General features: G+C 56.7%; 30 protein-coding genes. 1 reads left to right on the forward strand and 29 read right to left on the reverse strand.

The genetic code is table 11. The annotated features are described in order from the left end of the window. Positions 1-8: 8 nt before the first annotated feature. The 28 genes from GMO_RS05305 to GMO_RS14960 all read right to left on the reverse strand — a co-directional run bounded on the left by GMO_RS05305 (position 9) and on the right by GMO_RS14960 (position 22521). A complete protein-coding gene (locus GMO_RS05305; RefSeq protein WP_008851284.1) occupies positions 9-980 on the reverse strand; it encodes a tail fiber domain-containing protein in 972 nt (323 codons plus the stop codon). A gap of 4 nt (positions 981-984) precedes the next feature. Beyond that, complete coding sequence (locus GMO_RS05310) at positions 985-1695, reverse strand: hypothetical protein (RefSeq protein WP_008851285.1); 711 nt, start codon at positions 1693-1695, stop codon at positions 985-987. Positions 1696-1708: 13 nt separating this feature from the next. Next, complete coding sequence (locus tag GMO_RS05315) at positions 1709-2296, reverse strand: phage fiber-tail adaptor protein (protein WP_040508304.1); 588 nt, start codon at positions 2294-2296, stop codon at positions 1709-1711. Between the two features lie 13 nt (positions 2297-2309). Continuing rightward, a complete protein-coding gene (locus tag GMO_RS05320) occupies positions 2310-2495 on the reverse strand; it encodes a hypothetical protein (RefSeq protein ID WP_008851287.1) in 186 nt (61 codons plus the stop codon). Continuing rightward, positions 2482-3351 (reverse strand): glycine-rich domain-containing protein, encoded by an 870-nt coding sequence (locus tag GMO_RS14845; RefSeq protein WP_008851288.1) that lies wholly within the window; start codon positions 3349-3351, stop codon positions 2482-2484. The genes GMO_RS05320 and GMO_RS14845 overlap by 14 nt, the downstream gene beginning before the upstream one ends. Positions 3352-3365: 14 nt before the next feature. Further along, positions 3366-3992, reverse strand: coding sequence for a YmfQ family protein (locus GMO_RS05330; protein ID WP_040508306.1), 627 nt, complete (start codon positions 3990-3992; stop codon positions 3366-3368). Then, positions 3989-5131 (reverse strand): baseplate J/gp47 family protein, encoded by a 1143-nt coding sequence (locus tag GMO_RS05335; RefSeq protein ID WP_008851290.1) that lies wholly within the window; start codon positions 5129-5131, stop codon positions 3989-3991. The genes GMO_RS05330 and GMO_RS05335 overlap by 4 nt, the downstream gene beginning before the upstream one ends. Continuing rightward, positions 5131-5601 (reverse strand): phage GP46 family protein, encoded by a 471-nt coding sequence (locus tag GMO_RS05340; protein WP_050801411.1) that lies wholly within the window; start codon positions 5599-5601, stop codon positions 5131-5133. Before GMO_RS05340 ends, GMO_RS05335 begins: the two co-directional genes overlap by 1 nt. 16 nt (positions 5602-5617) lie before the next feature. After that, positions 5618-6115 (reverse strand): phage baseplate assembly protein domain-containing protein, encoded by a 498-nt coding sequence (locus tag GMO_RS05345; protein WP_175282588.1) that lies wholly within the window; start codon positions 6113-6115, stop codon positions 5618-5620. A gap of 11 nt (positions 6116-6126) precedes the next feature. After that, a complete protein-coding gene (locus tag GMO_RS05350; RefSeq protein ID WP_008851294.1) occupies positions 6127-7281 on the reverse strand; it encodes a phage baseplate assembly protein in 1155 nt (384 codons plus the stop codon). 10 nt (positions 7282-7291) lie between these two features. Then, positions 7292-8641, reverse strand: a complete 1350-nt coding sequence (locus tag GMO_RS13520; RefSeq protein WP_008851295.1) for a DNA circularization protein — start codon at positions 8639-8641, stop codon at positions 7292-7294. After that, complete coding sequence (locus GMO_RS05360; RefSeq protein ID WP_008851296.1) at positions 8638-10692, reverse strand: phage tail tape measure protein; 2055 nt, start codon at positions 10690-10692, stop codon at positions 8638-8640. Before GMO_RS05360 ends, GMO_RS13520 begins: the two co-directional genes overlap by 4 nt. A gap of 171 nt (positions 10693-10863) precedes the next feature. Then, positions 10864-11439, reverse strand: a complete 576-nt coding sequence (locus tag GMO_RS05365) for a hypothetical protein (RefSeq protein ID WP_008851297.1) — start codon at positions 11437-11439, stop codon at positions 10864-10866. After that, positions 11436-11828, reverse strand: coding sequence for a phage tail tube protein (locus GMO_RS05370; RefSeq protein WP_008851298.1), 393 nt, complete (start codon positions 11826-11828; stop codon positions 11436-11438). Before GMO_RS05370 ends, GMO_RS05365 begins: the two co-directional genes overlap by 4 nt. Continuing rightward, positions 11828-13312, reverse strand: coding sequence for a phage tail sheath subtilisin-like domain-containing protein (locus GMO_RS05375; RefSeq protein WP_040508309.1), 1485 nt, complete (start codon positions 13310-13312; stop codon positions 11828-11830). Before GMO_RS05375 ends, GMO_RS05370 begins: the two co-directional genes overlap by 1 nt. 3 nt (positions 13313-13315) lie before the next feature. Beyond that, positions 13316-13543 carry a DUF2635 domain-containing protein gene (locus tag GMO_RS05380; protein WP_040508311.1) on the reverse strand — a complete coding sequence of 76 codons (228 nt, stop codon included), beginning with the start codon at positions 13541-13543 and terminating at the stop codon, positions 13316-13318. Then, positions 13488-14096 (reverse strand): phage tail terminator protein, encoded by a 609-nt coding sequence (locus GMO_RS05385; RefSeq protein WP_008851301.1) that lies wholly within the window; start codon positions 14094-14096, stop codon positions 13488-13490. The genes GMO_RS05380 and GMO_RS05385 overlap by 56 nt, the downstream gene beginning before the upstream one ends. Beyond that, positions 14093-14632, reverse strand: a complete 540-nt coding sequence (locus GMO_RS05390) for a hypothetical protein (RefSeq protein WP_040508312.1) — start codon at positions 14630-14632, stop codon at positions 14093-14095. The genes GMO_RS05385 and GMO_RS05390 overlap by 4 nt, the downstream gene beginning before the upstream one ends. Further along, entirely contained in the window at positions 14617-15027 is a 411-nt protein-coding gene (locus GMO_RS05395) for a phage head completion protein (protein WP_040508313.1), read from the reverse strand. Before GMO_RS05395 ends, GMO_RS05390 begins: the two co-directional genes overlap by 16 nt. A gap of 1 nt (position 15028) precedes the next feature. After that, positions 15029-15670, reverse strand: coding sequence for a head-tail connector protein (locus tag GMO_RS05400; RefSeq protein ID WP_083813615.1), 642 nt, complete (start codon positions 15668-15670; stop codon positions 15029-15031). Positions 15671-15673: 3 nt separating this feature from the next. Further along, positions 15674-15874 carry a hypothetical protein gene (locus GMO_RS05405; protein WP_040508317.1) on the reverse strand — a complete coding sequence of 67 codons (201 nt, stop codon included), beginning with the start codon at positions 15872-15874 and terminating at the stop codon, positions 15674-15676. Positions 15875-15885: 11 nt separating this feature from the next. Beyond that, positions 15886-16365, reverse strand: a complete 480-nt coding sequence (locus GMO_RS05410; RefSeq protein ID WP_008851305.1) for a hypothetical protein — start codon at positions 16363-16365, stop codon at positions 15886-15888. A 40-nt stretch (positions 16366-16405) separates the two neighbouring features. Then, complete coding sequence (locus GMO_RS05415; protein WP_008851306.1) at positions 16406-17809, reverse strand: phage major capsid protein; 1404 nt, start codon at positions 17807-17809, stop codon at positions 16406-16408. Between the two features lie 62 nt (positions 17810-17871). Beyond that, the gene (locus GMO_RS05420) at positions 17872-18540 is read right to left on the reverse strand and encodes an HK97 family phage prohead protease (RefSeq protein ID WP_008851307.1); all 669 of its coding nucleotides are present in this window, start codon (positions 18538-18540) and stop codon (positions 17872-17874) included. Between the two features lie 3 nt (positions 18541-18543). Then, positions 18544-19905, reverse strand: coding sequence for a phage portal protein (locus tag GMO_RS05425; protein ID WP_050801413.1), 1362 nt, complete (start codon positions 19903-19905; stop codon positions 18544-18546). A gap of 18 nt (positions 19906-19923) precedes the next feature. Continuing rightward, positions 19924-21420, reverse strand: a complete 1497-nt coding sequence (locus GMO_RS05430; RefSeq protein ID WP_008851309.1) for a terminase large subunit — start codon at positions 21418-21420, stop codon at positions 19924-19926. A gap of 194 nt (positions 21421-21614) precedes the next feature. Continuing rightward, positions 21615-22157: a phage terminase small subunit P27 family gene (locus GMO_RS05435; protein WP_040508319.1), complete on the reverse strand. Its 543-nt coding sequence runs from the start codon at positions 22155-22157 to the stop codon at positions 21615-21617. Positions 22158-22260: 103 nt separating this feature from the next. Then, a complete protein-coding gene (locus GMO_RS14960; RefSeq protein WP_408734794.1) occupies positions 22261-22521 on the reverse strand; it encodes an HNH endonuclease in 261 nt (86 codons plus the stop codon). Between GMO_RS14960 and GMO_RS14655 the strand changes: the two genes are divergently transcribed. Continuing rightward, the gene (locus GMO_RS14655) at positions 22449-22679 is read left to right on the forward strand and encodes a hypothetical protein (protein ID WP_040508321.1); all 231 of its coding nucleotides are present in this window, start codon (positions 22449-22451) and stop codon (positions 22677-22679) included. The genes GMO_RS14960 and GMO_RS14655 overlap by 73 nt on opposite strands. Before the next feature lie 8 nt (positions 22680-22687). Here the strand turns inward: GMO_RS14655 and GMO_RS14145 are convergent, their stop codons facing one another. Next, entirely contained in the window at positions 22688-23269 is a 582-nt protein-coding gene (locus GMO_RS14145; RefSeq protein ID WP_139064390.1) for a hypothetical protein, read from the reverse strand. Positions 23270-23418 lie beyond the last annotated feature (149 nt).

The raw sequence follows: 23418 nt of genomic DNA on the forward strand, positions 1-23418 counted from the left end.
GCTTCACCTCACTTCCCGAGATCGGCGCGGAGCGCGGCGATGCACAGCGCATGAACGGCGTCATAGCGCAGGCCCTGGATTTTCTTCGGCGTCCCGTCAGCATTGAGGGCCGGGCGACGGATGGTCTTCTTTCCCTCCTGCACGGTCTCGATCACGTCGTCTTCGCACCACATACCGTAATCGGCCGCATCCAGACCTTCGGCAGCGAAGGCGGCCTGAACAGCCTGGGCGAGACTGCCGATATGCCGGCGCTTGCCCTCCTTGAACGTCCAGACGGCCAGCGGAATGTTCCGTCCGACGCGAAGCAGCTTTTCGGTTTCATCGTCCGGTGCCAGGGCACCCACAGCGGCCCCATGACCGGCCGGGTCCGACAGGAGCTTGATGTTGACCTTGGTCGTGACGTCGGACGTGTTGATCGTGCCCGAAGCAGCGTAGAGCACAGACCAGAGATTGCTGGCCGTTCCGAGGGCTGCCCCGTTCGACGTGTCCGAATGGAACGCTGCCCCCGCAAAGGCCATATATCCGCCGTTTGCATTGGACCAGACGGTCGTCTTGACGGTAGGGCTGTTGTCATCGGCCGAAGCGTTCGTCAGGTAGTAGGTAATGACTTCCGTGGACCCGTTCGTCCCTGACATGCCGCAGACAAGATACTGGCCCGATTTGGGGGCCGTCTGAATCGAAAGCGCACCATTGGCATTGATGGGGACAACGCCGCCAAACGCACCGATCGCAGAGGTCGGAATGTAATTCGCCAGATCGGTGGCTTTTGCAAACCCGCCTGCGGAGATTGCGGCCGTAGCCTCATTGGCCGCCTGTAGCGCAGAAGCGGCATTGGTGTTTGCCGTCTGCGCATTGAGACCGATCGTTGCCATCGAGGCCGTGACCGGTGCAGTCGCGCCAGCCGGCGTATAGGTTGCAGTCGCGCTCGAAGCGTCTCCACCAACGGTGACAAAAACGGGATTGCCGGTTGCTACGGACATGAGGTTACGCTCCAGTTGCGTTGGACGTGGCGCACAGGACGCCGCCGTTATTGATTGTGTTGGGATAAAAAACAGAACCGTCAGTCATGACGATGCCGCCATTTGAGGACAGGCCCACAGGAAGCGAAGACGCACCTGCCATGTAGACGCCGCCATTCAGGGTGACGTCAGCAGGAAGCGTGCCGACCACAGCGGGGATTTTGCGAATGTATCCCTGCGCGTCCGTGTAAAAGGCAGAGGCTGGCAGCCGGTCGGAAAAATCCGAAATGAGCACGTCACCTTCGGATGTCCGTACTTTTGCCGCGCCATCGAGCGTCAGGAGCGGCTTCAGGGTGGCTGTCGCGGTCTGCGTTGCCGGAGAAACCGTCAGACCGGATACAAGGTTGTCGCCATCGCTCAGCGTAAGCGCGCCCGTACTATCGAGGGCGGCAACACCATTGGCCTTTCCGCGCATCCCCGTGATGGCGTTTGAGACGTTTTCTCCGGCCGCTTCTGCTTTTGCTGCGGCCTCTGCCGCAGCTGCCTGGGCGGCAGTAACAGCATCATCCATCCCTATGGCTGAAGAGATGCCAGTCGCCAGGACGGAAACGGAGACCTGCTGTGCCTGTGTTGTCCCGTTACGGGTAAGGACACCGACAAGCGTATCCGTCGGAGAGACCGTATCCGCCAGCGGGAGGCTGGAGATCGGCGTCCCCGATTGAGTGGTGCCAGACATGGCGCCCTCCTGATTATGCGATGAGAAGAATATTCGTCCGTGTTTCGAACACCTGGTCGCGCAGTCTCACCCCGGATGGAGAGAGCAGAGGCTGGCCAGCAGGACTGAGAAGGTCACTCAATGACACCTGCCATGTGTGGCCGGCATCGAGCGACAGGACCGTTTTGTCAGGCGCCAGAGCTGCGTTCGGCGGAACACCGGTTCCGTCCGGCAGGGAAGCCTGCCTGCGCGCCTGCAGAAGGGCCCCCGTTCCAGAAACCGTAACAGTCACGGTTCCTGTCAGCGTAGCGCCTGATGAGGTCAGGGCCGTGACTTCAGCGCTCTGCTGGCCGGGCGAAAGCCAGGCGATCCAGGCGGTGGCCAGCGTTCCGAAGATCGAGGCCCAGGCGATCGCTCCGCCATCCGTGGAGAAGGCCACTTCCACGATCCGCTCGCCGCATCCAAGCAGAGGCGCGAAGTCCACGCTGTAATCGGCGGCGCTGTTCTGGGCGCAGGAGGGCCAGCGGAGGAGGGAGGGGGGCGTGACGCCTCGGATACTCCAGCAGGACGGCGCGCCAGAGTGCACAATCCTCTGGGACGGGCGCCAGAGAAGTCTGGACATCTCAGGCAATCCCTCAGCTGGCTGTGTAGGTGCTTCCGATGGGATACTTGCGATCGGCATCGAGGATAGAGGCCTGCCCGGATGGAAGGGTCAAAGTCCCGTTTCCATCCCATACGATGTTATTGACGACATATCCGGCGGGATGGTCAGCCGTGGCGGCCGTCAGATAGACGGCATAAACCTGCTCAACAGTACTCATATGTCAGCTCTCCTGCAGTTCCTGCGCCACCATTGCTTTCGCCCGTTCCACCTGATCCGCCCCCGCCTGGAGAGCCTGACAGGCCCGTGGTGTTCTGTCCGGTGACCTGAACACTCGCGTATCCATAAGACGGCGCGCCAACGCCGCCCCAGCCCTGGGAGACGCCGGCATAAACGCCATAGCCGCCGCCAGGGCCTGTATGGCCCTCATAGCCGCCGACAGAAGCTGTTACGGAAAAGGATCCGCCCGTTCCGCCTTGCCCGACGCCGCCCGACGTTGCGTTTGCGCCTCCGGTTCCTCCCTTTGCGCGGGCGACCTCTACACCCGAGAGGTAAACGATCGTGTCACCGCCGGCTGTTCCCGAACTGCCATTATATGTTCCGGGACTGCCTGCCGCTCCGATGACCCAGGAGACATTGTTGCCAGGCTGGACAGCAAGGATGAGGTCAAGGAAGGCCCCGGCTGCGCCTCCGCCTCCAGCTGAAACAGCGCTTGTGGAATTGCTTCCACCCGCACCACCCCCTCCGCCGCCGCCACGGAATCGCAGACGGATACGATAGACACCGGCCGGGACAGTGAAATTGCCGGTGGCCTGCGTTTGGACCATGACGGTTGGCAGACCGGTAAGCATTCTGGCCGCAGTCAGAACCTGATTGTTCGTCCCCTTGACAGGCGTAAGGTTCGCAGCCGTCAGGAAAGACATCAGCTCTTCCTGCATGCCGTTCAGCCAATCGGCATCGACGACAGTAGCCGCCACGCCTGTGACGGCATTGCCGTTTGTAAAAAAGCCACCCGTTCCGGCAGCAGAAATCGCCGGCTGCGTCGAAAGCGCCGTGCTCGTATCTATGCGATACATGATCTCTCTTTTCTTTAAACGATGTCCGGGCCGAAATCGGTGATGAGATTTTCACCATTCTGGGCAAAGAGGGGGACAGTGTGGGCCGGGGCACGCTCTTTGATCTCGCATTCGAGAACGGCGTTCCCCCAACTGGCCAGTGCTTCACCAGCGGCACTGGAACCGGCTCGAAAGTATATTGGCGTGTAGCCGGGAGCTGATACGGTCCAGGCGAAAGCCCAGCTTTCTCCGTACGCCGGCTCTCCAGCTCTGAAGAGACCAGCCCGGGCTGGAGCATATTCTGTAATCGTGATGTCAAAGCCCAAGGCCGAGGCGAAAGCTATGAAGTAGCTTTTTGAGCATCCCCCGTTATCAGTGAGCCTTGCCACAACCTGCGCGCGTCGCTGGGTAAAAGACGGGCTTTCTCCAGCACATGGATCCGGCAATCCGGTTGATTTTTCCCATTCAGGCAAAAGCTCTCTGGTCGTGGAGGGAAAAATTTCGGTCAGTAGGTCTGCATCAGCTTCTGCCAGCCGCTGGAATGTTTCCATCAAGGGCCACAGAGACCTGGAAACCAGACTATCTGGCTCTTTTGGCCAGACGGCGCCTGTAGGAAGTTCAGCCAGCAGTGCCCGCAGAAAATCGTCTGCGGTATAGGTCATGATGGAAGAACCACCTCCCCAAGAACAGGAAGATACCCGACTGGAAGCGCAATAGGTTCGACCGGACTGGAAACGTAGAAATTCGTCAGACTTTCGACAGAAGCTATCGCCTCGTTCCAGTCAGAAGGATAAAGCGTCATTCCAAGAGGAGAGCCCTTCTGCACCATCATGTCAGCCAAGGCTTCCTTGATCAGGCCAAGGGTCGTGTCATCGGCCGAAGAAAGCTCTCCAAACTGGAAATCGATTGGTCTCTGCAAGGGCGCACAAACGATAACCAGAGCGGTAACAGGTTGCTCGTCATCATTTTCACCGTCTTGGCCATTATAAATGGCATTCGCGACAGCAAGCTGGTTCCCTGAGGCTACGGGATACCGCGTTTCGCCTGTAGCCGAGCCATCTGTCCCCTGCGGAAAGCCATTATACGCAGCATTGGCTTCATCAAGCATGATGTAGACGACAACTGTACCCGCTCCGAAACCGTAAGGATTGCACCACGCGCGGGTCACACCGGTTACGGCTTCTGCCCAGTCCACATAATCAGTTGCGGATCCACCGCCGGCAGAGCTGGCATATTTCTTGAGATATCGTGTTTTGTAAGCGTCGTCCGTTTCCTGGGCCGCGCCTGCAGTGACAATCGACACGACAGAGCCAGTCGAGGAGATGCCTGAAACAGGCGAAGAAAGAGAGACAGACGTTCCTGCCGAAAGATTGTAATCCGCACCTGTGCCAGAAGCCGTCGCTTCTACAGTAACCATTCCCGACGAAGAGACGATAGCGTCTGAATTTGTCGAGAAAATAAGATTGTTCGAAACCGTAACAGATGAACCTGCGGGCAATACCGTACCCTGTGTCCCTGAGAACTGAAACGAAAGGACTGCAGACGTCGCCGCCTTGCGGATGACGCCCTTGAGAGACCCCCAGCCGTCTGCATATTCACCTGTTGCGCCCCAGGGTGTGCCCTGTCGGGCGATCCAGTCTTGGTAGCCGTAATGAAGGTTGGAAAGGCCGGCAACGGCATAGCCAAGTGTGAAAAGGACAGAGAGATTGAGAAGCCCATCTACGCCTGGAAGATTGGCGCTGGACACGTCCTGCTTTGCCTGTTCGATCAGGTCTGTCAGGGTTGGGCGAGACCAGGGCATCAGTTTCTCCAGAGCCAGCCATAATCGGAAGTCGTGCCATCCGGACCCGTGATCCGAATTTTGATGGCTAGAATTGAGGTAGTCGCCCAAGACACAGACGCTGTTATGGATTGAGCTATGCCGTCATCGATCATCCATTGCAGGGCATCGAGACAGTATTTTCGGGCAAGTTGCAGGGTGGCGGTGCGATTGGTGATCTTTGTTCGAAAAAGAAGCCAAAGCCATGAGCCGATCGGCCGCCCGGAATATGTATCGCCCCACCAGCCGCGTGGGTCTTTCATCTTCAGATCATCAGGAGCGCGCCTGTCGGTGAAAAGTGAAAGAAGGATAGCGTTTTTCCGGGTGTCATAGCCATTCTGGGCCGTGGCTAGAGATCCGGCACTGACAAACCAGTCGCCGCGTCCATTTGTGACATCCCAGTCTATGAGAATGTCACCACCGCGAACCGGAACCTCCTTGAATGCAGCCATGGATGTGATCTTCTCACTATTGAGGTTCTTCAGTCAGATCCGCGCCTGATGGAATTCTGTGCACGTGCTTTTCAAAGCTGATCCCTCCAATGACGGCATCACCTGTGATGTTGGCGTCTCCGGTCACATCAAGATCACCCTCAATCTTCACTTTCCCTGCCGCAGGTTTCATGACGATTCCAGTTCCACCACTATTATCCAGAAGGATCTGGTCGCCACCCTCGGTGAAAATACAAACCTGACCTTGAGCAAGGTTCTTAGGACGCGCAGCTTTGTTGAGCGTGCCTATGATAGCTCCGTTTGAAGCATCTCCAGAGATGCTTAGAATGACTGCATCAGTGCCGGCAGGTAAAACAGCGCTGAACCCATATTGCTGGACTACTGGCAGTCCGTTACGGACCGACCGGCCCGAGACAGTGACCTGAGCGGTCTGGACCTCTCCTGCATCATCACCCGCTACACTGACCGTACCAACCTGGAAAATGCCCTGGATGCGCCTGAAAAGGCGCTGCATGTATGGTGGCATCATTTCGTTGCAGATCCTCCTTCTGCTGTCGTGATCTGCGGGAATTGAGCCATCAGGACATTGGGTTCTGGCATGTATGCCTCAGGCGGCATCAGCGTCAGATCTGCATGTGTGCCGTCCGGCCCGCGCCGGTAAGTCACCTCGCCAATTATCCAGGTCTTGTTTTCAAGCTTGAGCGACGGAAGATTGACATAGGCGAGAGTATTTGGCGTCCAGAGTTCCCCGGAACTGTCCCGCCAGCTGTCGCAGGTAAGCGTAACTGCCTGAGATTGGCCGACACGGCGAGCCAGCTCCCAGTCGAGGCGCATTTTGGCAATATCCTGCCCATTGAGGGTCTGCTCAGAGATGATTGCCTTAGGTCGATATCTGGTGATGTCCACATCATAAACAGGGGGAGCGGATTGGATGTCAGCACTTAGCTGCTGCGAGAACTGATCAGTCGCCTGGATAAAGGCATAGTAGACAGAAAATCTCTGGTCATAGGCGAGGGTCCGTGATGCACCCTCGACGTTAAGCCCTTCGCAAAATCCGCTTGAAGCCTTCTTTGTCCCGACCTGAGCCAAAACCAGATTCCCGAAGGGATTCTCATAGCAAAGGAACTGGCCCCACCGAGATATCCGGTCGATGATTTCCCAAGGGGTTTCCCCAAGGTTTACATTGAATTGCGGGACTGTCTGGTTTGCCTTTGCTGCGTCAGAAGTGATGGTGTTGATCACTTCAATCCCGAATTTGGTGACCAGACCAGAAATCAATGCCTCCGCATTGTCCCCGTCGAACCCTCCCAAGGCCATGCCGGTGATTATGGCCGAGCAGTCGACGATATCCTCACATTTTCCCCGGCCTGAAATCCGGATCGAATGATCGCCCGGTGAAATGGAAGGTGTATAGCGATCGACATAGCCAGTTATGACCCTGCTATCTCCGAGCCAAACAACGCAGGCTTGCCCTGGCTGAACAACCAGGCGCGTGGAGGAAAGGGGATAAACCTCTGTCAGCAGCACATCAAAATCAGAGGGCATGCGCTCAACCCCACGGGTTACCCGCACCTCCTGCCAACCGCTCCAGAGCTGGCCAGCAACTTCCAAATAGAGAGTGTTCGGATCACGTCCGCTATTCGTCCGATGGCCCTTCACCGTGACATATGAAACGGACATGGCGGTTCTCCTACGAACTCAGGGCCCTGAAGCGGGTTGGCATGAAGGCGGGGTGCACCGGGTTGGCTCTCGCCACCAGATCATCAGCTCGCGTGGCATCTCCATAGAGACGATAAGCGAGAACGTTCGCGGGCATTGGAAGAGGCGTTTCAACAGTCATCAGACGCGCAAGGCTTGCACCGCGTTCTGTCAGATCGAGAGCGACGCTGGTACGAAGTGCGCGCAGACCCAGATAGGCCTGGTCCTGCCCCGCATCCCCGGCATCAAGCACAGCCGCATCATAGATGGTAACTACAGTGCCTCTGACCGTGATGGCATCATCATAGGAAGAGGGCTGATAATCTGCACAGGCCTGCGCAAGAGAAGCCAGCGCTACACGCCGGAAAAGCTGACCCATACATGTCTGCATTGTCTGGATTGCCCCACCGATTGGCGCCGACGAGGCTATTGTCGCGGGAACCCACTCACACAGACTCATCAGGAGTCTCAGGGCGTCTGCTGGATCATTGCAGCATGCTCTAAGAGCCTCCGTCAGCTCAGATGCGGCTGAGCATAGCGACGAACCGCCGTCTGTCAGATTCTTGGAGGCCGTAACAACGGTTCCTGCCGCGGTCTGAACTTTGGCTCGCGCGTCAACTACGGCTGCAATGGCTTCATCCGTGGTCGTGATATCGGAAAAATAGCTGTTTCGGTTTCCTGTAGAGTATCGTCCATAGTTTCCGGACAGTCCTGCTACGGCAGAGGCGATGATTCCTGCATCGGACGCCAAAGGAACGACGGCAGCGACCCAGTCATTGGCGGTTGAAACCGCAGAAGAAAGAACTTCTGCACCTTCTGTCAGGGCATCAGAAACCCCTGAGACAAAATCTGATCCGGCCTGCCCAAACAGCGACGTGATACAGGATGCGACAAGCGATTGAGTATCCGAACTGCTGGTCGGATAAAGAGCATCCGAGGTTTCCACGAATTCGAAGCGAAGACTGACACACCGCCCGCGTTCTGCTTCCTGCTCCGTGACAAGCGGCCCAACCAGCGCAACCGTCAGCGTACCCAGAGTGGGATGAATGAGGACTCCGGATCCCGGCGTTTCAGAAGCCTCAAGAAGGGCCTGTTCCCGTTCATAGCAGTCATCACCGACGACGAAGCCTGTGAAGGCGTAAGACCTCACGCCGCGGCCGAGATCTTCGACCCAGACCGTATTCCGGAAAGGATATTCGTGGACTGCCGTGCGTCGTCCGCGCCGGGTCTCAGAGCGTTCAACTGCGAACTCTATTCCGCGCCAGGAGGCAGGGAGGAGCGTGTCGAGCCAGGACGTAAGATCTCTGGCCGCACCAAGAACTGAGAGTAGGCTCTCACTCATGCCATTACGCCCGTCACATTGTTATGCACTACACGGGCATCGTGAATGGCGCCCTCCTTGCTCAGCACGCTGGCATGGGTTCCTGGAGCCGCCTGTACCTGGATGGTCATCGAGCCGCTTGCCCCAGCAGTTGTCCCGCTGGACGGCGTGATATTGACCGTCTCGCCAGAGGGGCGCCGGGATAGATTCAAGGAAACGGAATCAGAATACCTTGTCCCTGATGTTCCGTAAGCATCATGTCCGGCGCGTCCCGTCTCAAGCCATTTGGCAGCCCCACCTGCGCCCTGGTTATGCGCATAACCAAGAATGGAGAGTTTCTCTTGAGGAGAGGCATTCCGATAAGCAGCGCTGTGCTGAGACAGATAACGCGCATGCATATCAGTATAGGCTTCAAAGAACTGCTCCTGCATGCCTGGGTTGCCCAGGAACTGCTGACGGGTGGGCTCTTGGACACCAAGGTACCGCGCGGCTTCAGAGATCTCTTGAGATCCCATCTGATATCGGCCTGCAAACCGACCGCTTGAGCCGCCCATCTGGTCGTAACGGGCGCCTTCGATACCGGCGACAGATCTGGCGAAGGTCTGGTATTGCTGCTGGTTTGCACCTGTGTCTTTCAGGAGCGTGCCAGCCTGATACGGAACGCCTGGACTTGCCAGACCCATCACGGCGTGCGCGGCACGGCTCATCCCTCGTGCGATGCCGCCGACTGCATGGCCGATCCAGCTGTTTCTGAAGAGGTCAATCGTGTGGGAAATATGTTCCCAGGCGTCATCAAACGAGGCCCGGACGTTTGCCCACATGTTCGAAAAGAACTGGGATATTCCTGCCCAGTGCTTGTAGATCCCAAGTGCGCCAGCACCAATGAGTGCGGCAGAGGTAGAAATCAGGAGGCCTTGAGGGGTGAAAACGCCGGCCACTTGAGCAATGGTGAGGCCAACTCGACCGATCGCCAGCGCAAGATGGGTCCAAGGCGCAGCCATTTTGAGAAGCATAGACCCGGTCATGAAGGCGACCAGGCCTTTCAAGGCATTCTCTGGGCCACCTACCAAGCCTGTCAGAGCGCTGATCCTCTGGCCCCAGATCTGAAGCTCATGACCAACACTCTGCCAGTTTATGGCTCGAACCCATGACGCAAATTGCTCAACGGCAGTGCCGAGCGTGTTTACGGCCGTGGTCACCTGAGGACTGGTTGCAAGCCATTCCGCAAACTGATTCAGAAGAGGGGTCAGGGTAGGGGAGAGACGTTCAGATATCCGGTTTCCTAGCCCTTGTACGGCAAGGGTCAGGCGCGTCTGCGCCATTCTGAAGGCATCTGCCGCGGCCGTCGTCTGAGGGGTGACATGAAGATAGCGCTCCGCTTCGCGCTGATAGTCCCTCATCCCCTGGGCGCCACGCCTCAGGAATGGCAGCAGCGCTTCGCCCGCACCTCCGAAGGCGATCGCAGCGGCCTGGGACTGGGCGAAGGGATCTTTGAGAGCCGCTATGCGCTCGGCAATCTTGGGGAACACCTCGGATGCGTTGCGTCCCTCAAGAGCAGTCTTGCGAAAAGCGATATGCCAGCCGTTCATCAGGGCCACAAAACTGGCATTTCGTCCGCCTACGGCGTCGTACATGTTCTGCCCGAGGCCTCGGAGAGCGGATGTCATGGTCCCGGCAGAGGCGCCTGCTATCTGGGCCGCAGCTTCCCAGGAAGAAAGCCGCTGTGTCGAAACCCCGATCCCCTGGGAGGCAAAGCGAAGCTGCGATCCCCACTGCGACCATGCGGCGACCATACGATACATGCCTGCCAGACTGGCCGCACCCGTAATGGCCCCGAGCGGAGCGACGATCGAGCTTACCCGATCAAAGACATCCCTTGCACCTCGGCCTACATCGCGTAGTGAATTGCCAACCTGATTGAGGCCTGACACCTGTGAGAGGCGATTGACGGAAGCATAGAGATTTCGAAAAGGCTGGAAGGTTTCGCGGGTCTTCTTGGTGATATCGTCGAGTGTCTTTGTGACCTTGTCGACGGCGGTGATGGTGACACTGAAGCCCTTTCCACCGGCCATGTCCGCTCCTGCTTATCGTATTTATCGTGAGAGGGAATGGCGTCCTCTATGAAGGAGGCCTTTGGGCGGCAATCTGGCGGGTAGCCTGCTGAGCGGCCTCGACAAGCTCTTCACCCGTCATGCCCCAGAAAGGATCCGGACCGCAGCGGAAATGATACGCCAGATCCCAGATCAGCTGTTTCCAGTTCCGCGGCCATCGTTCGTAAAAACCTCGATCACCTTGGCAGTCTTATACACAGTCGAGGCCGGGAATTTATGAACGGTCGTGATGGGAATGCCGCAGACTTGGCTGACCAGAGACATACGGTATTTCAGGTCAGAGGCGGGGCCCTGGGAATTACGAAGGTTCGAATTCGCCTTGATCATTTCCCCGGTTGTGGCGCTTCGGACGTACAGTTCCGAGTAACCGATCGTGCCTACGTTGACCGGAGGATTCAGTTCGATCGTATCCTGTGAAGGATCAAATTCGAAACCATCGACTTCAGCCATAATGGTCGTCATGACCAAATCGGAAATGGCCGCGGTAACTCCCAGAGGAAGGAGATCAGCGACCTTCGAACTTATGCCGCAACACGCCACGACGATGTCGCGAGCAAAAATCGACATGGCTTCCGGATTGGCATCGACCTCGATGGCCCGCTGAGCATTGCAAAGCTTCAGCGCATCAGGTTCCTGGATGGACAGGGTTTGGATCTGTCCGCCTTCGAATGAAATCGGGGCAGCGAGCTCATAGGATTCGAAGTTCATTTCGTGATCTCCGTCACAACCCCGTCAAAGCGGACCTCAAACGTGCCTTCTGCTGTGTTCACGCCTGCGACATCGGTAGCGATCACATTCGTTCCGACTACGGTCTTCCCGTTGGCCAGGACCGCTACGACCGTGACTGCACCGATATCGACAATCGCGGCCTGAGAAAGGCCACCGCTGTCGCGCATCATGAAGGAGATAAAGCCCGGTTTCGGGGTTTCAGAATAACCCTGCACACCAGACTGGCCCGTGAGAACTTCACGTTTTTTCGTCGTGGCATCGTATGTCAGCTCGGATGCGACATCGACTGCAATGCCCTCGATTTCAACCGAGACTGTACCAGCCCGGACAGCCATGGAGTTCGGGGCAGAAGTGTAAATGCCGGCCATTAGGCAGAGACTCCACTGATGAAGTTGACCTTGATGGCAATCATCCGAAGCTGATCAACAAGGTGGAATGGCAGCATGAGAGCCACTGTTCCGTTGCCCATGTTTTCTGCTGAGGCGTTCGCCTTGAATGTTTCATACCCCTGGGCGAACCCGTTGTCGCAGAGGGTCTTATAGCGACCGACAGCCGCTGCCAGGATCGTCTGGGACGTCACCATATTGGAGCCGCCAGAAATATCCGTCCCATCGGCAACGAGCTTTTTGCGGCCGTAACGGGCTTTCAGAAAGGCCTGAATATCACGGATGATATAGACAAGGCTGTAAGGCGTTTCGACGTTCAGCCATGTAATGTCGGGCGCGCCAGACGTATTCGTCTGCCAAAAAGTGATGGCACGGTCGATAACAACCTGACCTGCATCATTCACCACAAACGTCGAAATACCATCGTACAGAAGGGTATTTCGAATGGAGAGATCGAAACGACTTTCCACAGGCGGCGCCAGAACATTCAGGACCAGTTCCTGCAGCGGCACGCCAGGATCTGCACGAAGGCTGGCTGCGGCCGCCCCCATATAATCTGCTCCCCACAGCCATGCGGGGCTGGGGCTGTCGTCAAACCCCATACCAGTCCCAGTGAACTCATCCCGCCCATTGCCGAAGGTCGACAATGTGCCAGCCGTGCCGCGGACGCCACAGAAGTAACCGCCATAAAGCATCTGAGCCCAGGACCATCGTCCGGACGTCTCATCCAGAAGTGCCTCAAGGAGGCCGAGTGACGTGCTGTCAGTATAAGGCGAAACGATGAAATCGAACGTCTTGTCAGACAGATTGGTCAGCCCACTGGACAGACTGTCTGAAGGATTTGTCTCGCCTCCGGTCAATGCCGAAACTGACAGGGTCAGGCCAGCCGGCGTGCTTTCGCCTCCGGCAGTCCCGAGATAGTTGAAACGGACATCAATCTCGTTGCCGACTTCTCCCTTGTTGAGAGACGTCAGGGTGATGACACCGGCACTAGAGCTCACCGATACCGGAACGTTGGCGGTTGCGTTAATCTTGGCGACGATGGCAGCTGCTACCGTTGTCGCGTCGGATCCGCTAGCCACTCCAATCTGGATTTTCGTGCCGGCAAGATATAACGCAATGGTTCCGCCCGCTGTCGCTGTGCCGGCAACGGTGATGGTTCCTTTGGCCGCGACCGCCGTACTGTCTTCAGACTGCGGGAGAATATAGATCGTCGCCGTAGGATCCTGCAGGATATACTGCCGATACATCAATGCTGGCACGGAACCGACACCACAGGCGGCATCGACAGCGCTTTTTCCCGTGGCCAGAAACGGCACATCGGGAGTGGTTGTTCCCGACGAGAGCATAGGTCCGAGGATCAAAGTCCGCTGGATCTGATCTCCGCTTACGTATTGCGGATCAACCTCAGCGAATACGCCATGTGTCCGCTGCGTGAGATCAAGGCTTTTGAAGGTAATCGACATACATCAGGCCTGCGGTTTCGTGAGAACGGCCGGAGCAGCTTCAGGCGCCGGTGCAGCCGATGGAGCGGCCGGAGAAACGATTTCGACATCCTTGTCGCGAAGGAGACGCTTCCAATAAGCCGCCCTGGGCTGTTCTCCGATGGCTTGCACCTGGATGCCGCTGTCCGGGATCAGTTCATGGGTGACGTAGTCGCGGATCTTCAGACCCGCCCGAGGTTTGAGAGTAATCATTGGATTTCCCAGAAGGATTGAGATCCGGCACCCGGAATGACAGCCCTGGCGTTCCGGACTGATCGACCGTTTCAATGTCGATCTCGATCAGGGGAGGGGCGCCAATTTGGAAGCCGTCTGCAGCCGAAATCGTGACATCGATTGCGAAATCGAACTGCCATGCCAGACGGGCACGGTTTGGATCGCCGAGAAGACCGCCTCGGGCATAGCGAAAGCCCTGTGAGGCGCAAATGTCATCAGGACGCCAGTTCAGAATGGCGGAAAAAAGGGATTTCTTGACATCATTTACGGCCAGGGTTGCCGTTTTCTGTCCCCGTCGGTCAGAGCTGTTATCGAGAAAAACGATAATCCCAACCGTTTCAGTTACCTTCTGGACCAGACTATTCTGAACCTGGTTCCCTTCCGGTTCGTCTTCGAGAGGAATCACAAACGCACAAGGTGGCTGCATCCAGGTTGTATCGTTGGCCATCGCGTACTCTGCCGCTCCGGCCACCTGGCCGTTGAAGACGCCAGCGTAAGCTTTCACCTGCCGGATTATCGTGTCGATGTTCATCGTTTCTTTCTGACCATCCTGATCCCGGCTCGGGCAGCAGCTTCCAGGCGAGGCTCTATGCTCTCCTCACTTTCACCCAGCGCGCGGGTGAGGAAGGGTCGTGGCTCAAGACGTCTTATCGTTCCGATGCCACTTTTGCCGCGGATCCTTTTCCCGCCTGAACTCAGCCGTCCGCCTCCTTGCGCTCCTTTTTCAAGAAACAGTGCATAGAAAGCGGTGTCCCTGATCGACACGCCTTCGCCGCTGCGGAACGCCCGGACCTTTATCGAGCGCGAGAGTGTGCCAGTGATGCTGGTGGGCGATTGTCCTGGAGAAGAAGCCTGATGGAGGCCTTTTTTATAGCCTCCTCGGTATCTGGCAGCTGACCCGCCTGGCCCTCGATAAACACGGCCCGTCCCGATGCTCTTGCGAATATCAGAGCGGGCTTGTTTGGCGACTTCCCGCCCGGCCACCATGAGGGAAGCCTTGAGAGCCTTCTTATCGAACTGAAGAGCCGCTGCATCGACCGTAATCCGAAGATTTATGGCATCGGCCATGGGTCGTTTTCTTTCTCAAGCTGGCATTCCAGAATGACGAAGCGTTTCCTACCGGCGATTTCCCGCATGCGCCGTATCCGGAAGATCTCCATGCGGATGCTTTGATCAACTCGCTTTGTCTGTCGGATAATGGCGTCAGCATTGGTGACGGCATCCAGCCATCGGATAAAAATCCGATGGGTTATTGGCGCACCATCGACCTGTTCGATACCGCCTGCAGCCGCCCAGAAGCTAAGGGCTCCTACTGGCTGCACATCGCCGCGCACTTTCTGGACATTCCCCAGAGTTTCAATGATGCCTGTTCCCTCATCGAGGGCCTGTGCAACTTGCTGTCGCGTCGCCAGAAGAAGTGGCCAGCGCAGCCGGCCTATTCGAACCGACTCACTCTCAGCCATTCTACCCTCCGAAGGTTATCAGCCGGTATGGAGCTAGGAGAGCCTCTGCCGCAGCAGGGATCTGTGCATCCGTATCCCCCCGGTTTTCGTAGAGATACGACGCGATCATCATCACTGCCTGCACGATTGGAACCGGAATCACAGAAGGGTCGGCTCCATACCCAGCTTCGAAAATCGTGCTCAGATGCTGGATAGGCCCTTCAATTGCATCAGGCAGGATCCGAAGATGGGCTGGCTGCAGGACATTATCGAGAATGTATTTGTCTGAAGCCAGAAGCTGCGTTGTACCATCCGGACGCATCAGACTGACGCTACTCACTGACACGACCGGGCTGCGGGGCAGTTCAAGCGGTGTCCGGCCAAGGCGCGGCAACCCGAAGGCATTTCCACCTGGAAAAAAGAGTGGGGCATAAGGCGTGGGGCCAGCCGCCTGAGGCATCAAGCGCCGACCCACAGACCACTGAAGAGTCTGTGTGATCAGCGCCCGCGACAGGTATTGTTCAGCCAAAGTGCGAGCCGTAGCCAGATATATGGCCAATAGATCGTCATCATCCTCGTAATCGATACGAGTATGGCGCCGCAGTCTTTCCAGGGAGACTGGCTCGCACGAAGGAGGGGACACCACCGTAAGGGCGGTATCCATGGCTTAGGCCTTCCGAACCGGTGCCGAGACCTTGGTGGTACGGTCTTCCTTGGCGAGAAGATCTTCGTAGGGCTTCGCAAGCTTCAGCCGGATCAGCTTTTCACAGATCGGGCGCGGAAAGCTTGCGGATTCACCAGCATTATAGGTGTTTCCACCGACGCCCTGGCGCCGGAGGAATGTCACACTCGCATCAGTCGAGTTCATCAGAGGCTCCTTTAGGCCGCAGGGTAGCGGGCAAAGCCTGCCGCAATGACCGCTGCCATAATGGTCGCGGTATCCTTTTCAGAGGCCGACAGCGTCGGCGTGAACAGGATCCGGAAGTACTGCTGGGCAGACGCCACATAGACCTCAAGGCCAGTAACCGTCTCCACGGTACTGCCTCCCGTGGCGCCGGTACCGACAACACCTGGATCAGCAGGATCGCCGTAGGATGATTCGTAAGGCTCCCACGTCACACCATCCCCGCTCGTCTGGAACGTGATGTCCGTCAGGCTGAGTGTCGCGGCAGCGGAGAGAGTTGCGGAAGACTGAAGAAGAAACACAAGCGACTGAGGGACACCCAAAGCCACCAGATCGATGGTGATGCCTGTTACGGCGGCAGCATTTCCCGCGCCTCCCGCAACCGCATTGACGACGGCCGCAGCTGCGACCGCCGAAAAGTAGGATTTTGGATCCCGAAGGCCAACGATATCCATGGTCTATATCCGTAGAAGTTGAAAAGTGTGACGTCGGCCGTCAGGACGGCTGCCAGGTTACGCCCTGGACCATGGCAATCGCTTCGTCGTGCCTCATCTGGAAATCATGCTCCGAGATGGCGCGGACGAGGGTCTGATCCTGCTGGAACGTCGAAACGGTGTTCCCATCCAGATCCTGATAGGAGGCCTCTCGGGAAACACTCAGTTCCATGGACATGGAATCCAGAAGAAGAGCCTGGGTCATTTCCACCAGATAGATCTCAGAGCACCCGGTGACCGAACTGATCGTCAGATTGGTGGGGATCTGTGTCGTGGTCTTGTAAGGGATGCCAAGGATCTTTCCGTCATTCATCTCGTCGCGATAGACGTACTGCCCATAGGCATTGAGCAGCGAATAGAGGAACATCTCGCTGCGCGGATTCATGATCCAGCACGGCTTCTGAACCGTGATGTTGGCCATGCGCAGACGAGTGATGGCACCCGTCAGAGCCGAATTGACCGTTGCGAGCGAAACATCCGAACTGGCCGAAATGATCGAAGAAGCCAGGCAGAAGGATTTGAAACCGCGGGGGCTGTCATTCAGGCCATCGCCACGGATAAAGGCCAGATCTTCTCGCCGAGCCATAACCTGCACGATATCGTCACGCACAAACGCATCCACTGCGGGATCACTGTAACGCATGAGGTCATTCGAGACGGGGACGAGGGCTGTCAGCTTTTTGTAGCTGGCCACGATCTGGTCAAGGCGCTGCTCACTGACCGGGATAGACGCCAACTCTGCACCATAGCCTGCTGTGGCAGCCTGGCTCTGGCGCGGCAGGGTCATGGTGCCACGCGGCATTGGCAGCCCGCGTGGACCAGCCGCTCGCACAACAGTCTGGGCACGAAGAAGCTCGATGATCTCGGCCACGTAATCAGGTGGGACGATGAAGCCACCGCCCGGCCCGGAGCCGGTATTCAGAGCCTTGGTGACGGGATGGTTTTCGCCATAGACGCTCTTCGCCTCGAGGGCAGCAAGATGGGCATTTCCGCCGCCCTTTGCCATCATCTTGGCGATGCCGGCAAAGACGACACCCTTCTCGAATTTCGGCTTGGGCGTCGGAGCGGCTCGGCCAGCTCCGGCCCCCTTCCGACGAAGACGGGCAAGAGCCTTCTCGGCTTCTTCTCGGTCTTCCGGATCCTCGGGGTCCTCTGGGTCCTCGGGATCTTCCGGATCCTGTGGGTCTGCCGGCTCTGCATTATCGCCCTCGGCTTCCTGAGCGCGCTCGCAGAGGTCGATACGCTTGCCAAGGTCCGCAATCTGGCTCTCCAGTTCATCGAACCGGTCACTGTCTTCCTTCGACAGTTCTTCACCTTCCGGCAGGTCTGCAGCCTTCTGTGCGAGGGTCTTCATTCCAGCAGCGAGATTCGCCTTCTTGCGGCGAAGTTCATGCAGCTTGCGCATCAATATATCCGTATTTTCAGAAAAGGCCGGCTAGACCGGCAATCACGCTGGCGGCCTGGTCTTCAGACCAGAGCGGCTCGGGCGCGCATCATGAGAAGTCGTTTCCGGCGAGAGGCAGTGTTGCTGCGTGCCTCGCTTCCCATGGAAATGTTCTGATCCTCAGCACTGACAGCGACGTCCTGGTCTGTTTGCTGGGGAGGTTCGATCAGGGCTTCCGGATTGGAAGGGATCGTCACGATGGACCATTCCAGAAGCTTCTGACGGGTGAAATCCATGCCGAAATCATCCATCCGCTCCGAGGAAAACTCGAAATCAACCGGATGAAAACCGACACTTGCAGCGTTCAGAAAGCCTCCTTGGCACATCTGAAACACGGCATCAGCGCGCGGGCCGGCAAGGGGGACATCGGGAGAGATGAATTCGACCTCAGCCCAGAGGAGGTTGTCTGTGACATCCACCTGAACGCTTTTACCAACCGGAAAATTTTCCGCGTCGTGGGCATAAAGAACCACAGGATTCTTCCTGTATTCCGTCAGATCCCACCCTGCTGGATCAATGACGTCTGCATCCCGGTCGATAGCGTCAGTCGAGATGGTAAAGCGCAGACGCCTGTCTCCCGTCTGGGAAATGTCGGAAAGAGCAACCTGCTTTCGGATCCGTAAATCCGCCGGCAGTGGATCGCCTTTCCGCGCCAGCGACTTGAAGCGTCGCAATGGCGTGATGCGTGACATGAATCAGTCTCCAACGACGTTCTGGGCAGGTCCTGGCGGACCATCCGCACTGCTGACGTCTTCGGTGGCAGGTGCCGGCGCGACTGGAGCCGCGGCGGTCGGAGGCGGCTTGGTTTCCGGTTTTCCTCCCGGATCAGCCATGTTCAGGGGAATGATAAACTCGTCCCCACCTGGGACAGGGTTCATTCCTTCCCTGATCCGTACTTCATTGCGGGTCATGAACAGACCATCCAGAGCCGTCTTGTAGGCTGTAAAACGTGACTGCTGGTCTCCCCTCAGGAGCGCCTTGAAGTCGAATTCAAAAAAGAGCTTCGAACGTTCGTCATCGAAAAGAAGCTTCTGACGGGCTCCTTGCTCAAAACGAACTGCCATCGGCGCCAAGGCATCATCGATATAAGCCTGGTTGGCATTCTCGAAGTTCGAATAATGAGCGTCCGACATATCGAACACCTTGTGAGGCGGCGTACGAAAGAGTCGACAGATGTCCGGGACTGCGAAACGCCTTGTCTCTAGGAACTGAGCTTCTTCAGACGTCATCGCAATCTTGTCGAACTTTACCCCTTCCTCAAGAACGGCAACTTTGCTGCTGTTTTCGACGCCCCCATACAGGTCTTTCCAGGACTGCGCCATTCGCTGCGCTGCTTCGGAAGAGAGTTTGTTCGGTGAGCTCAGGACGCCCCCCAGCTGCGCCCCGTTTCGAAACAGGGTTGCACCATGTGCCTGGGCGGCAAGCGCTATGCCAATCGTATCCTGGGCAATCGCAATCGGGCTCAGTCCCAGATAGCCCCCGTCAATGGAGATGTTGCGAATATGGAGCACATCATCGCCATGCAGCGTGAGCCCGTCTCCAAGTTGGGGATGGCTGACGTTGTAATACAGCCAGCCCTTGGGGGAGAGCAGGACATTCACGCGGTCTGGATTGAGAGGGATCAGTCCGAGAGGCTGCCCGGCTTTGCCTCTGACAATGACCGCATAAGCGTTTCCACGCAGCTCCAGGGCTGTGACCATGTAGCTGATGAATTCAAAAGGGGTCTGCCACCCATTGGGCTGTGCCAGGAGAGCGTTTAGGGGGTGGGAGGTATCCACGATGGCGCCTCCGCCAGGCAACGACCTTTTGAGGAGAAGTGGTAATTTCCCCATGTCCTCGGCCTTGGCTTTGACACAACCATAAACCGTCGAGACCTGCATCGCTGTCAGCGGGGTGACAGGTATTCCGCTGGAACCTGTCCATCCACCGAACATCCCCATCATATTGGGGTTTGGCCATGCAAGGCTGAAATCAGTCGGAGCCACGCTATCCGCCTTCTGGCGGCGTTGCGGCATCGTTAGATACGGCTCCACGCGGCGCCTGGTGCGAGATGGCATCCGGGCTTCTCCTGGGTATTAGAATGCAAGCAGCCCCCTTTCTTCGTAAACGGAGCCTGTACTTTCCCCTCCCAGATAACGGGAGCGGGCCATTATGAGAGCGACGGGGCCGTCGATCTTGTTCTCTGGACGTGCCTTCCGAGGAAAGACCTGTTCTTTTCCGTCTTCTCGGGCCTCTACGTTCGACATCATCCAGGTCATAGGGTCATTCTTCTCGCACCCATGCTCGAATTTCCCGGCATCGATCTCAGCTGCAACCTGCTTCATAGGTTCTGAATAATTCCGGGCGTTCTGATCGAACTGGATGACCGTAACGCCTTTATCCATCAGGCTTGTTACAAGCATGGTTGCTTGAGCCGGATCGAAGACAACTTCTGCCACTGTGAATTGCTGCCGGATCTCCTCCAGATCGTCCTCAATACGCTTGAAGTCGATCATGTTGCCGTCAGTCACGATCAAGGATGGATCTGCGGAATTTGCCCAGCCTCGGTAGTGCTCATTGGCCGGAACATCGAGAGCCGCCTCCGGGAGGTAGTATTTTCCGAAGGTGGCAAAGCGCCCATCTTCCAGGGGGATGAGCACCTGCATGGCGGCGATATCATTCTTGGATGCGAGATCTAGGGCGATGACTGCCGTTCGACCGTGATAGTCGTAGGCATCAAAGCCTTCTTTCCTGCAATCATTCCAGGACTGGACGTTGAAAAATCCGGACCGGCTATTCACCCAGACATTGAGATGCTTTGTCTTGAATGTTGCCTGAAGACGGGGGTTGCGAATGGCGTCTTTCTGTCGGGTCAGCAAGAATTCTTCGTTGACCGAAACCCCGATGTTTGGATTGGCCTTTCGAAGAGAGGCGGGGTCGGTCCAGTCATCTCCATCATCGATCGTCCACTCGATGTAGAAAAGCGTGTCATCCTCGAAGACCTGCTCAAGGACTTTTCGGCCTGTGAGGATCTGGTCGTAGCAGGGGCCGGCAATGTTGGAGCCGGCCGTGGTGATACCCCACATGAGCGGTTGATCACGCGCGCCCATACCGGTGAGCATCGTATCCCACAAATCCGATGTGGCATGCTCATGGTACTCATCCACAATAGCGCATGAGGGCGATGAACCGTCCCCAGGTTTCCCGATAACGGGCTCAAAGCGCGAAGACGTGCTCAACACGTTGATGTTCGAAGCATTTACTCGAACACCATACTGGGACCGATATTCAGGCGTCTTGCGCGCCATCTCTGAAGCTGGGCGGAACACCTCCCAGGCCTGCTTTTCGCTGGTGGCGCCGCAATAAACCTCAGCGCCGTATTCATCATCTGCCGCCAGCATATACAGACCCACTGGCGCCGAGAGAGCTGACTTGCCGTTTTTGCGGGGGACGACGACCATGACAACGCGGAACCGCCGAAGCCCATCGCTTTTCCGCGTCCAGCCAAATGCATTGACCAGGATGAACGCCTGCCAGGGTTCAAGGACAATCAGTTCGCGCTTCTGAGCCCATTTCCCTTTGGTATGGGGCATGAGCTCCACAAAGCGACAGATCTTCGCGCCCTTGCGGAAATTCAGTTCATAGGGAAAGTCTTCTTCGTCTGCCCGCAGAAGGTCGCGCTCAAAACGTTCACAGGCGAGGCGGACCCATTTACAGGCTGGGATGACGCCAGCCAGAACGTCGCGGGCATATTGTTCCGCCAGTTCGACGTGTTTGCTGTCGAGCTTCAGCCGAGATCGGCGAACGGGTTTTCCTTTTTCTCCTCTGCGGCTCCGACCCTTGACCGGTCTGCCGGCGTCAGGCCGAACCTCGCGAGCCACATTGCCACCCGTCTATTTGCATCAGCTATTGCCGCCACTTCAGGGCGCATGCGCACCATTGGTCCGCTCTTGCCGATCGTGACGTAGGTCTGGGAGCCTCCCTCAGCGATCGTGTGCTCTTCCAGACGAGAGGTTTTTTTTCCGCTTTCGTCTGTATCATCGACCAGCTTCTGATAGGTGATCGAGCGTGCCAGAGAGTCACGCGCTTCCCATTCGTCAGAGATGGCCAGGCATAATGCTTCGAGCGCTGCACCATCTGCGCTGGTGAGAACACCCATGTCCGTGAGTAATTTGTGCGCTTTCGTCCACGCAGCCTTCGCACGCTTCGGAAGATGAGAAGGGGCACTCAACCGGGATTTTTTCGGCTTCGGTTCAGCAGGATTCTGCCGATGCTTGCGCAACGTGCCTGACACCACTTTCAGGTGCGTTGGCTTCGGAGGACGCCCCATAACTTTTTTCCTCCATTATGGCCGCACGAAAAAAAGATTAAGACGCGGTCCACAAACGGTCGGAGGGCCAAGTAAATGACCCCCCTACCGGGGGTTGTGTTACCTATTCGCCACACGCTGTGCGTGTGCTGTGGCAGGAATGGCACAGTGCCATACAGTTGGTTGCATCGAGCCGACGGTCAGGGGCATCGCGCAACTTCTGAATGTGGTGGACCTCCGTCGCAGGCGTGAGCAGCTGCTCACGCCTACAATCGTGGCAAAGAGGGTTTCTGATCAGGAACCATTTGCGGAATGCCTGCCACTTTCTGTCATACCCTCTCGCGGAAGCAGATCCCCGATGACGGTCATATTGCTGGTTACGCAGGGGCTGCCTCCAGCCAGCAGGACGGTAGCGGTCAGGAGCGTTTGGCATCAGAAGCTACAATCGAACGAATTGCTGTTATCGGAGCCCACTTCGACATGAATATGTTGATACATGTCATTCTCTCAAGAATGCAGAAAAGCCGCGCATGCTTTATCTAAAGGCCGTCTTAATGAGCAGGCCCAGATGCAAGATCATTTACTTGAAGCCAAGCCATTATCGGTGATGGATGATCAGTACCATCTAAAAGTATTTCGACGTGGACCATGTGGTTTCCGTAGCCCAAAATTTTCATGGTGCTACCAGTAGACGCAAAACCACAATTATAACCTTCAAGGGCTGTTTCCATCTCAGATGATCTGGAAATATTATGAATAGAGGGAAGAATACCGCGAAGAGTTTCTGCGGTTTTACATTCTACAACCACATCAGAGCGAGGATGTACGACCAGTCCTATAGTTTCTGTGTCTAGGCTTAATCGTTCCCCTTGCGAAGGCGTCCCCAACTCTTTGCAAGATACCCAGTCACGGCCAATGTAGCTTTCGGGAGCATGGCATACTCCCTTTTTATTCAGTGCACCGTTCAAAGAGAGAACAGTTTGGCAAGCATTGAACTGAGTAGAAGCGTCTACACTAGGAAACGAGCAACTATCATTTGCTTCCAAAAAATCCCTGTTTTCAATGCTAGAGATGTTTTGCGCATAAGCAATTCCGCTTGCAGATAACCAAACTGCAATAAAAAGATGCTTCATAATACCCTCTGTAAGTACCTCAATAAAATCGAGGTTGAGGGCATCAGATAACTACTCTTCTTTGCTTGCTTCAATTCCAATTTTTAACAAGCGGCGGATGGCTTCGGCACGGGAGAGGTTGTGAGTCTCAGCCCATACGTCCAGTTCAC

The organism is Gluconobacter morbifer G707 (assembly GCF_000234355.1).
GTDB lineage: Bacteria > Pseudomonadota > Alphaproteobacteria > Acetobacterales > Acetobacteraceae > Gluconobacter > Gluconobacter morbifer.

Bases quoted from the DNA above. Each gene is read 5' to 3' on its own strand.
- GMO_RS05305 (WP_008851284.1), bottom strand. From the start codon at position 980: ATGTCCGTAGCAACCGGCAATCCCGTTTTTGTCACCGTTGGTGGAGAC.
- GMO_RS05310 (WP_008851285.1), bottom strand. From the start codon at position 1,695: ATGTCTGGCACCACTCAATCGGGGACGCCGATCTCCAGCCTCCCGCTG.
- GMO_RS05315 (WP_040508304.1), bottom strand. From the start codon at position 2,296: ATGTCCAGACTTCTCTGGCGCCCGTCCCAGAGGATTGTGCACTCTGGC.
- GMO_RS05320 (WP_008851287.1), bottom strand. From the start codon at position 2,495: ATGAGTACTGTTGAGCAGGTTTATGCCGTCTATCTGACGGCCGCCACG.
- GMO_RS14845 (WP_008851288.1), bottom strand. From the start codon at position 3,351: ATGTATCGCATAGATACGAGCACGGCGCTTTCGACGCAGCCGGCGATT.
- GMO_RS05330 (WP_040508306.1), bottom strand. From the start codon at position 3,992: ATGACCTATACCGCAGACGATTTTCTGCGGGCACTGCTGGCTGAACTT.
- GMO_RS05335 (WP_008851290.1), bottom strand. From the start codon at position 5,131: ATGCCCTGGTCTCGCCCAACCCTGACAGACCTGATCGAACAGGCAAAG.
- GMO_RS05340 (WP_050801411.1), bottom strand. From the start codon at position 5,601: ATGGCTGCATTCAAGGAGGTTCCGGTTCGCGGTGGTGACATTCTCATA.
- GMO_RS05345 (WP_175282588.1), bottom strand. From the start codon at position 6,115: ATGCAGCGCCTTTTCAGGCGCATCCAGGGCATTTTCCAGGTTGGTACG.
- GMO_RS05350 (WP_008851294.1), bottom strand. From the start codon at position 7,281: ATGTCCGTTTCATATGTCACGGTGAAGGGCCATCGGACGAATAGCGGA.
- GMO_RS13520 (WP_008851295.1), bottom strand. From the start codon at position 8,641: ATGAGTGAGAGCCTACTCTCAGTTCTTGGTGCGGCCAGAGATCTTACG.
- GMO_RS05360 (WP_008851296.1), bottom strand. From the start codon at position 10,692: ATGGCCGGTGGAAAGGGCTTCAGTGTCACCATCACCGCCGTCGACAAG.
- GMO_RS05365 (WP_008851297.1), bottom strand. From the start codon at position 11,439: ATGAACTTCGAATCCTATGAGCTCGCTGCCCCGATTTCATTCGAAGGC.
- GMO_RS05370 (WP_008851298.1), bottom strand. From the start codon at position 11,828: ATGGCCGGCATTTACACTTCTGCCCCGAACTCCATGGCTGTCCGGGCT.
- GMO_RS05375 (WP_040508309.1), bottom strand. From the start codon at position 13,312: ATGTCGATTACCTTCAAAAGCCTTGATCTCACGCAGCGGACACATGGC.
- GMO_RS05380 (WP_040508311.1), bottom strand. From the start codon at position 13,543: ATGATTACTCTCAAACCTCGGGCGGGTCTGAAGATCCGCGACTACGTC.
- GMO_RS05385 (WP_008851301.1), bottom strand. From the start codon at position 14,096: ATGAACATCGACACGATAATCCGGCAGGTGAAAGCTTACGCTGGCGTC.
- GMO_RS05390 (WP_040508312.1), bottom strand. From the start codon at position 14,632: ATGGCCGATGCCATAAATCTTCGGATTACGGTCGATGCAGCGGCTCTT.
- GMO_RS05395 (WP_040508313.1), bottom strand. From the start codon at position 15,027: ATGGCTGAGAGTGAGTCGGTTCGAATAGGCCGGCTGCGCTGGCCACTT.
- GMO_RS05400 (WP_083813615.1), bottom strand. From the start codon at position 15,670: ATGGATACCGCCCTTACGGTGGTGTCCCCTCCTTCGTGCGAGCCAGTC.
- GMO_RS05405 (WP_040508317.1), bottom strand. From the start codon at position 15,874: ATGAACTCGACTGATGCGAGTGTGACATTCCTCCGGCGCCAGGGCGTC.
- GMO_RS05410 (WP_008851305.1), bottom strand. From the start codon at position 16,365: ATGGATATCGTTGGCCTTCGGGATCCAAAATCCTACTTTTCGGCGGTC.
- GMO_RS05415 (WP_008851306.1), bottom strand. From the start codon at position 17,809: ATGCGCAAGCTGCATGAACTTCGCCGCAAGAAGGCGAATCTCGCTGCT.
- GMO_RS05420 (WP_008851307.1), bottom strand. From the start codon at position 18,540: ATGTCACGCATCACGCCATTGCGACGCTTCAAGTCGCTGGCGCGGAAA.
- GMO_RS05425 (WP_050801413.1), bottom strand. From the start codon at position 19,905: ATGCCATCTCGCACCAGGCGCCGCGTGGAGCCGTATCTAACGATGCCG.
- GMO_RS05430 (WP_008851309.1), bottom strand. From the start codon at position 21,420: ATGCCCCATACCAAAGGGAAATGGGCTCAGAAGCGCGAACTGATTGTC.
- GMO_RS05435 (WP_040508319.1), bottom strand. From the start codon at position 22,157: ATGGGGCGTCCTCCGAAGCCAACGCACCTGAAAGTGGTGTCAGGCACG.
- GMO_RS14655 (WP_040508321.1), top strand. From the start codon at position 22,449: ATGCCTGCCACTTTCTGTCATACCCTCTCGCGGAAGCAGATCCCCGAT.
- GMO_RS14145 (WP_139064390.1), bottom strand. From the start codon at position 23,269: ATGAAGCATCTTTTTATTGCAGTTTGGTTATCTGCAAGCGGAATTGCT.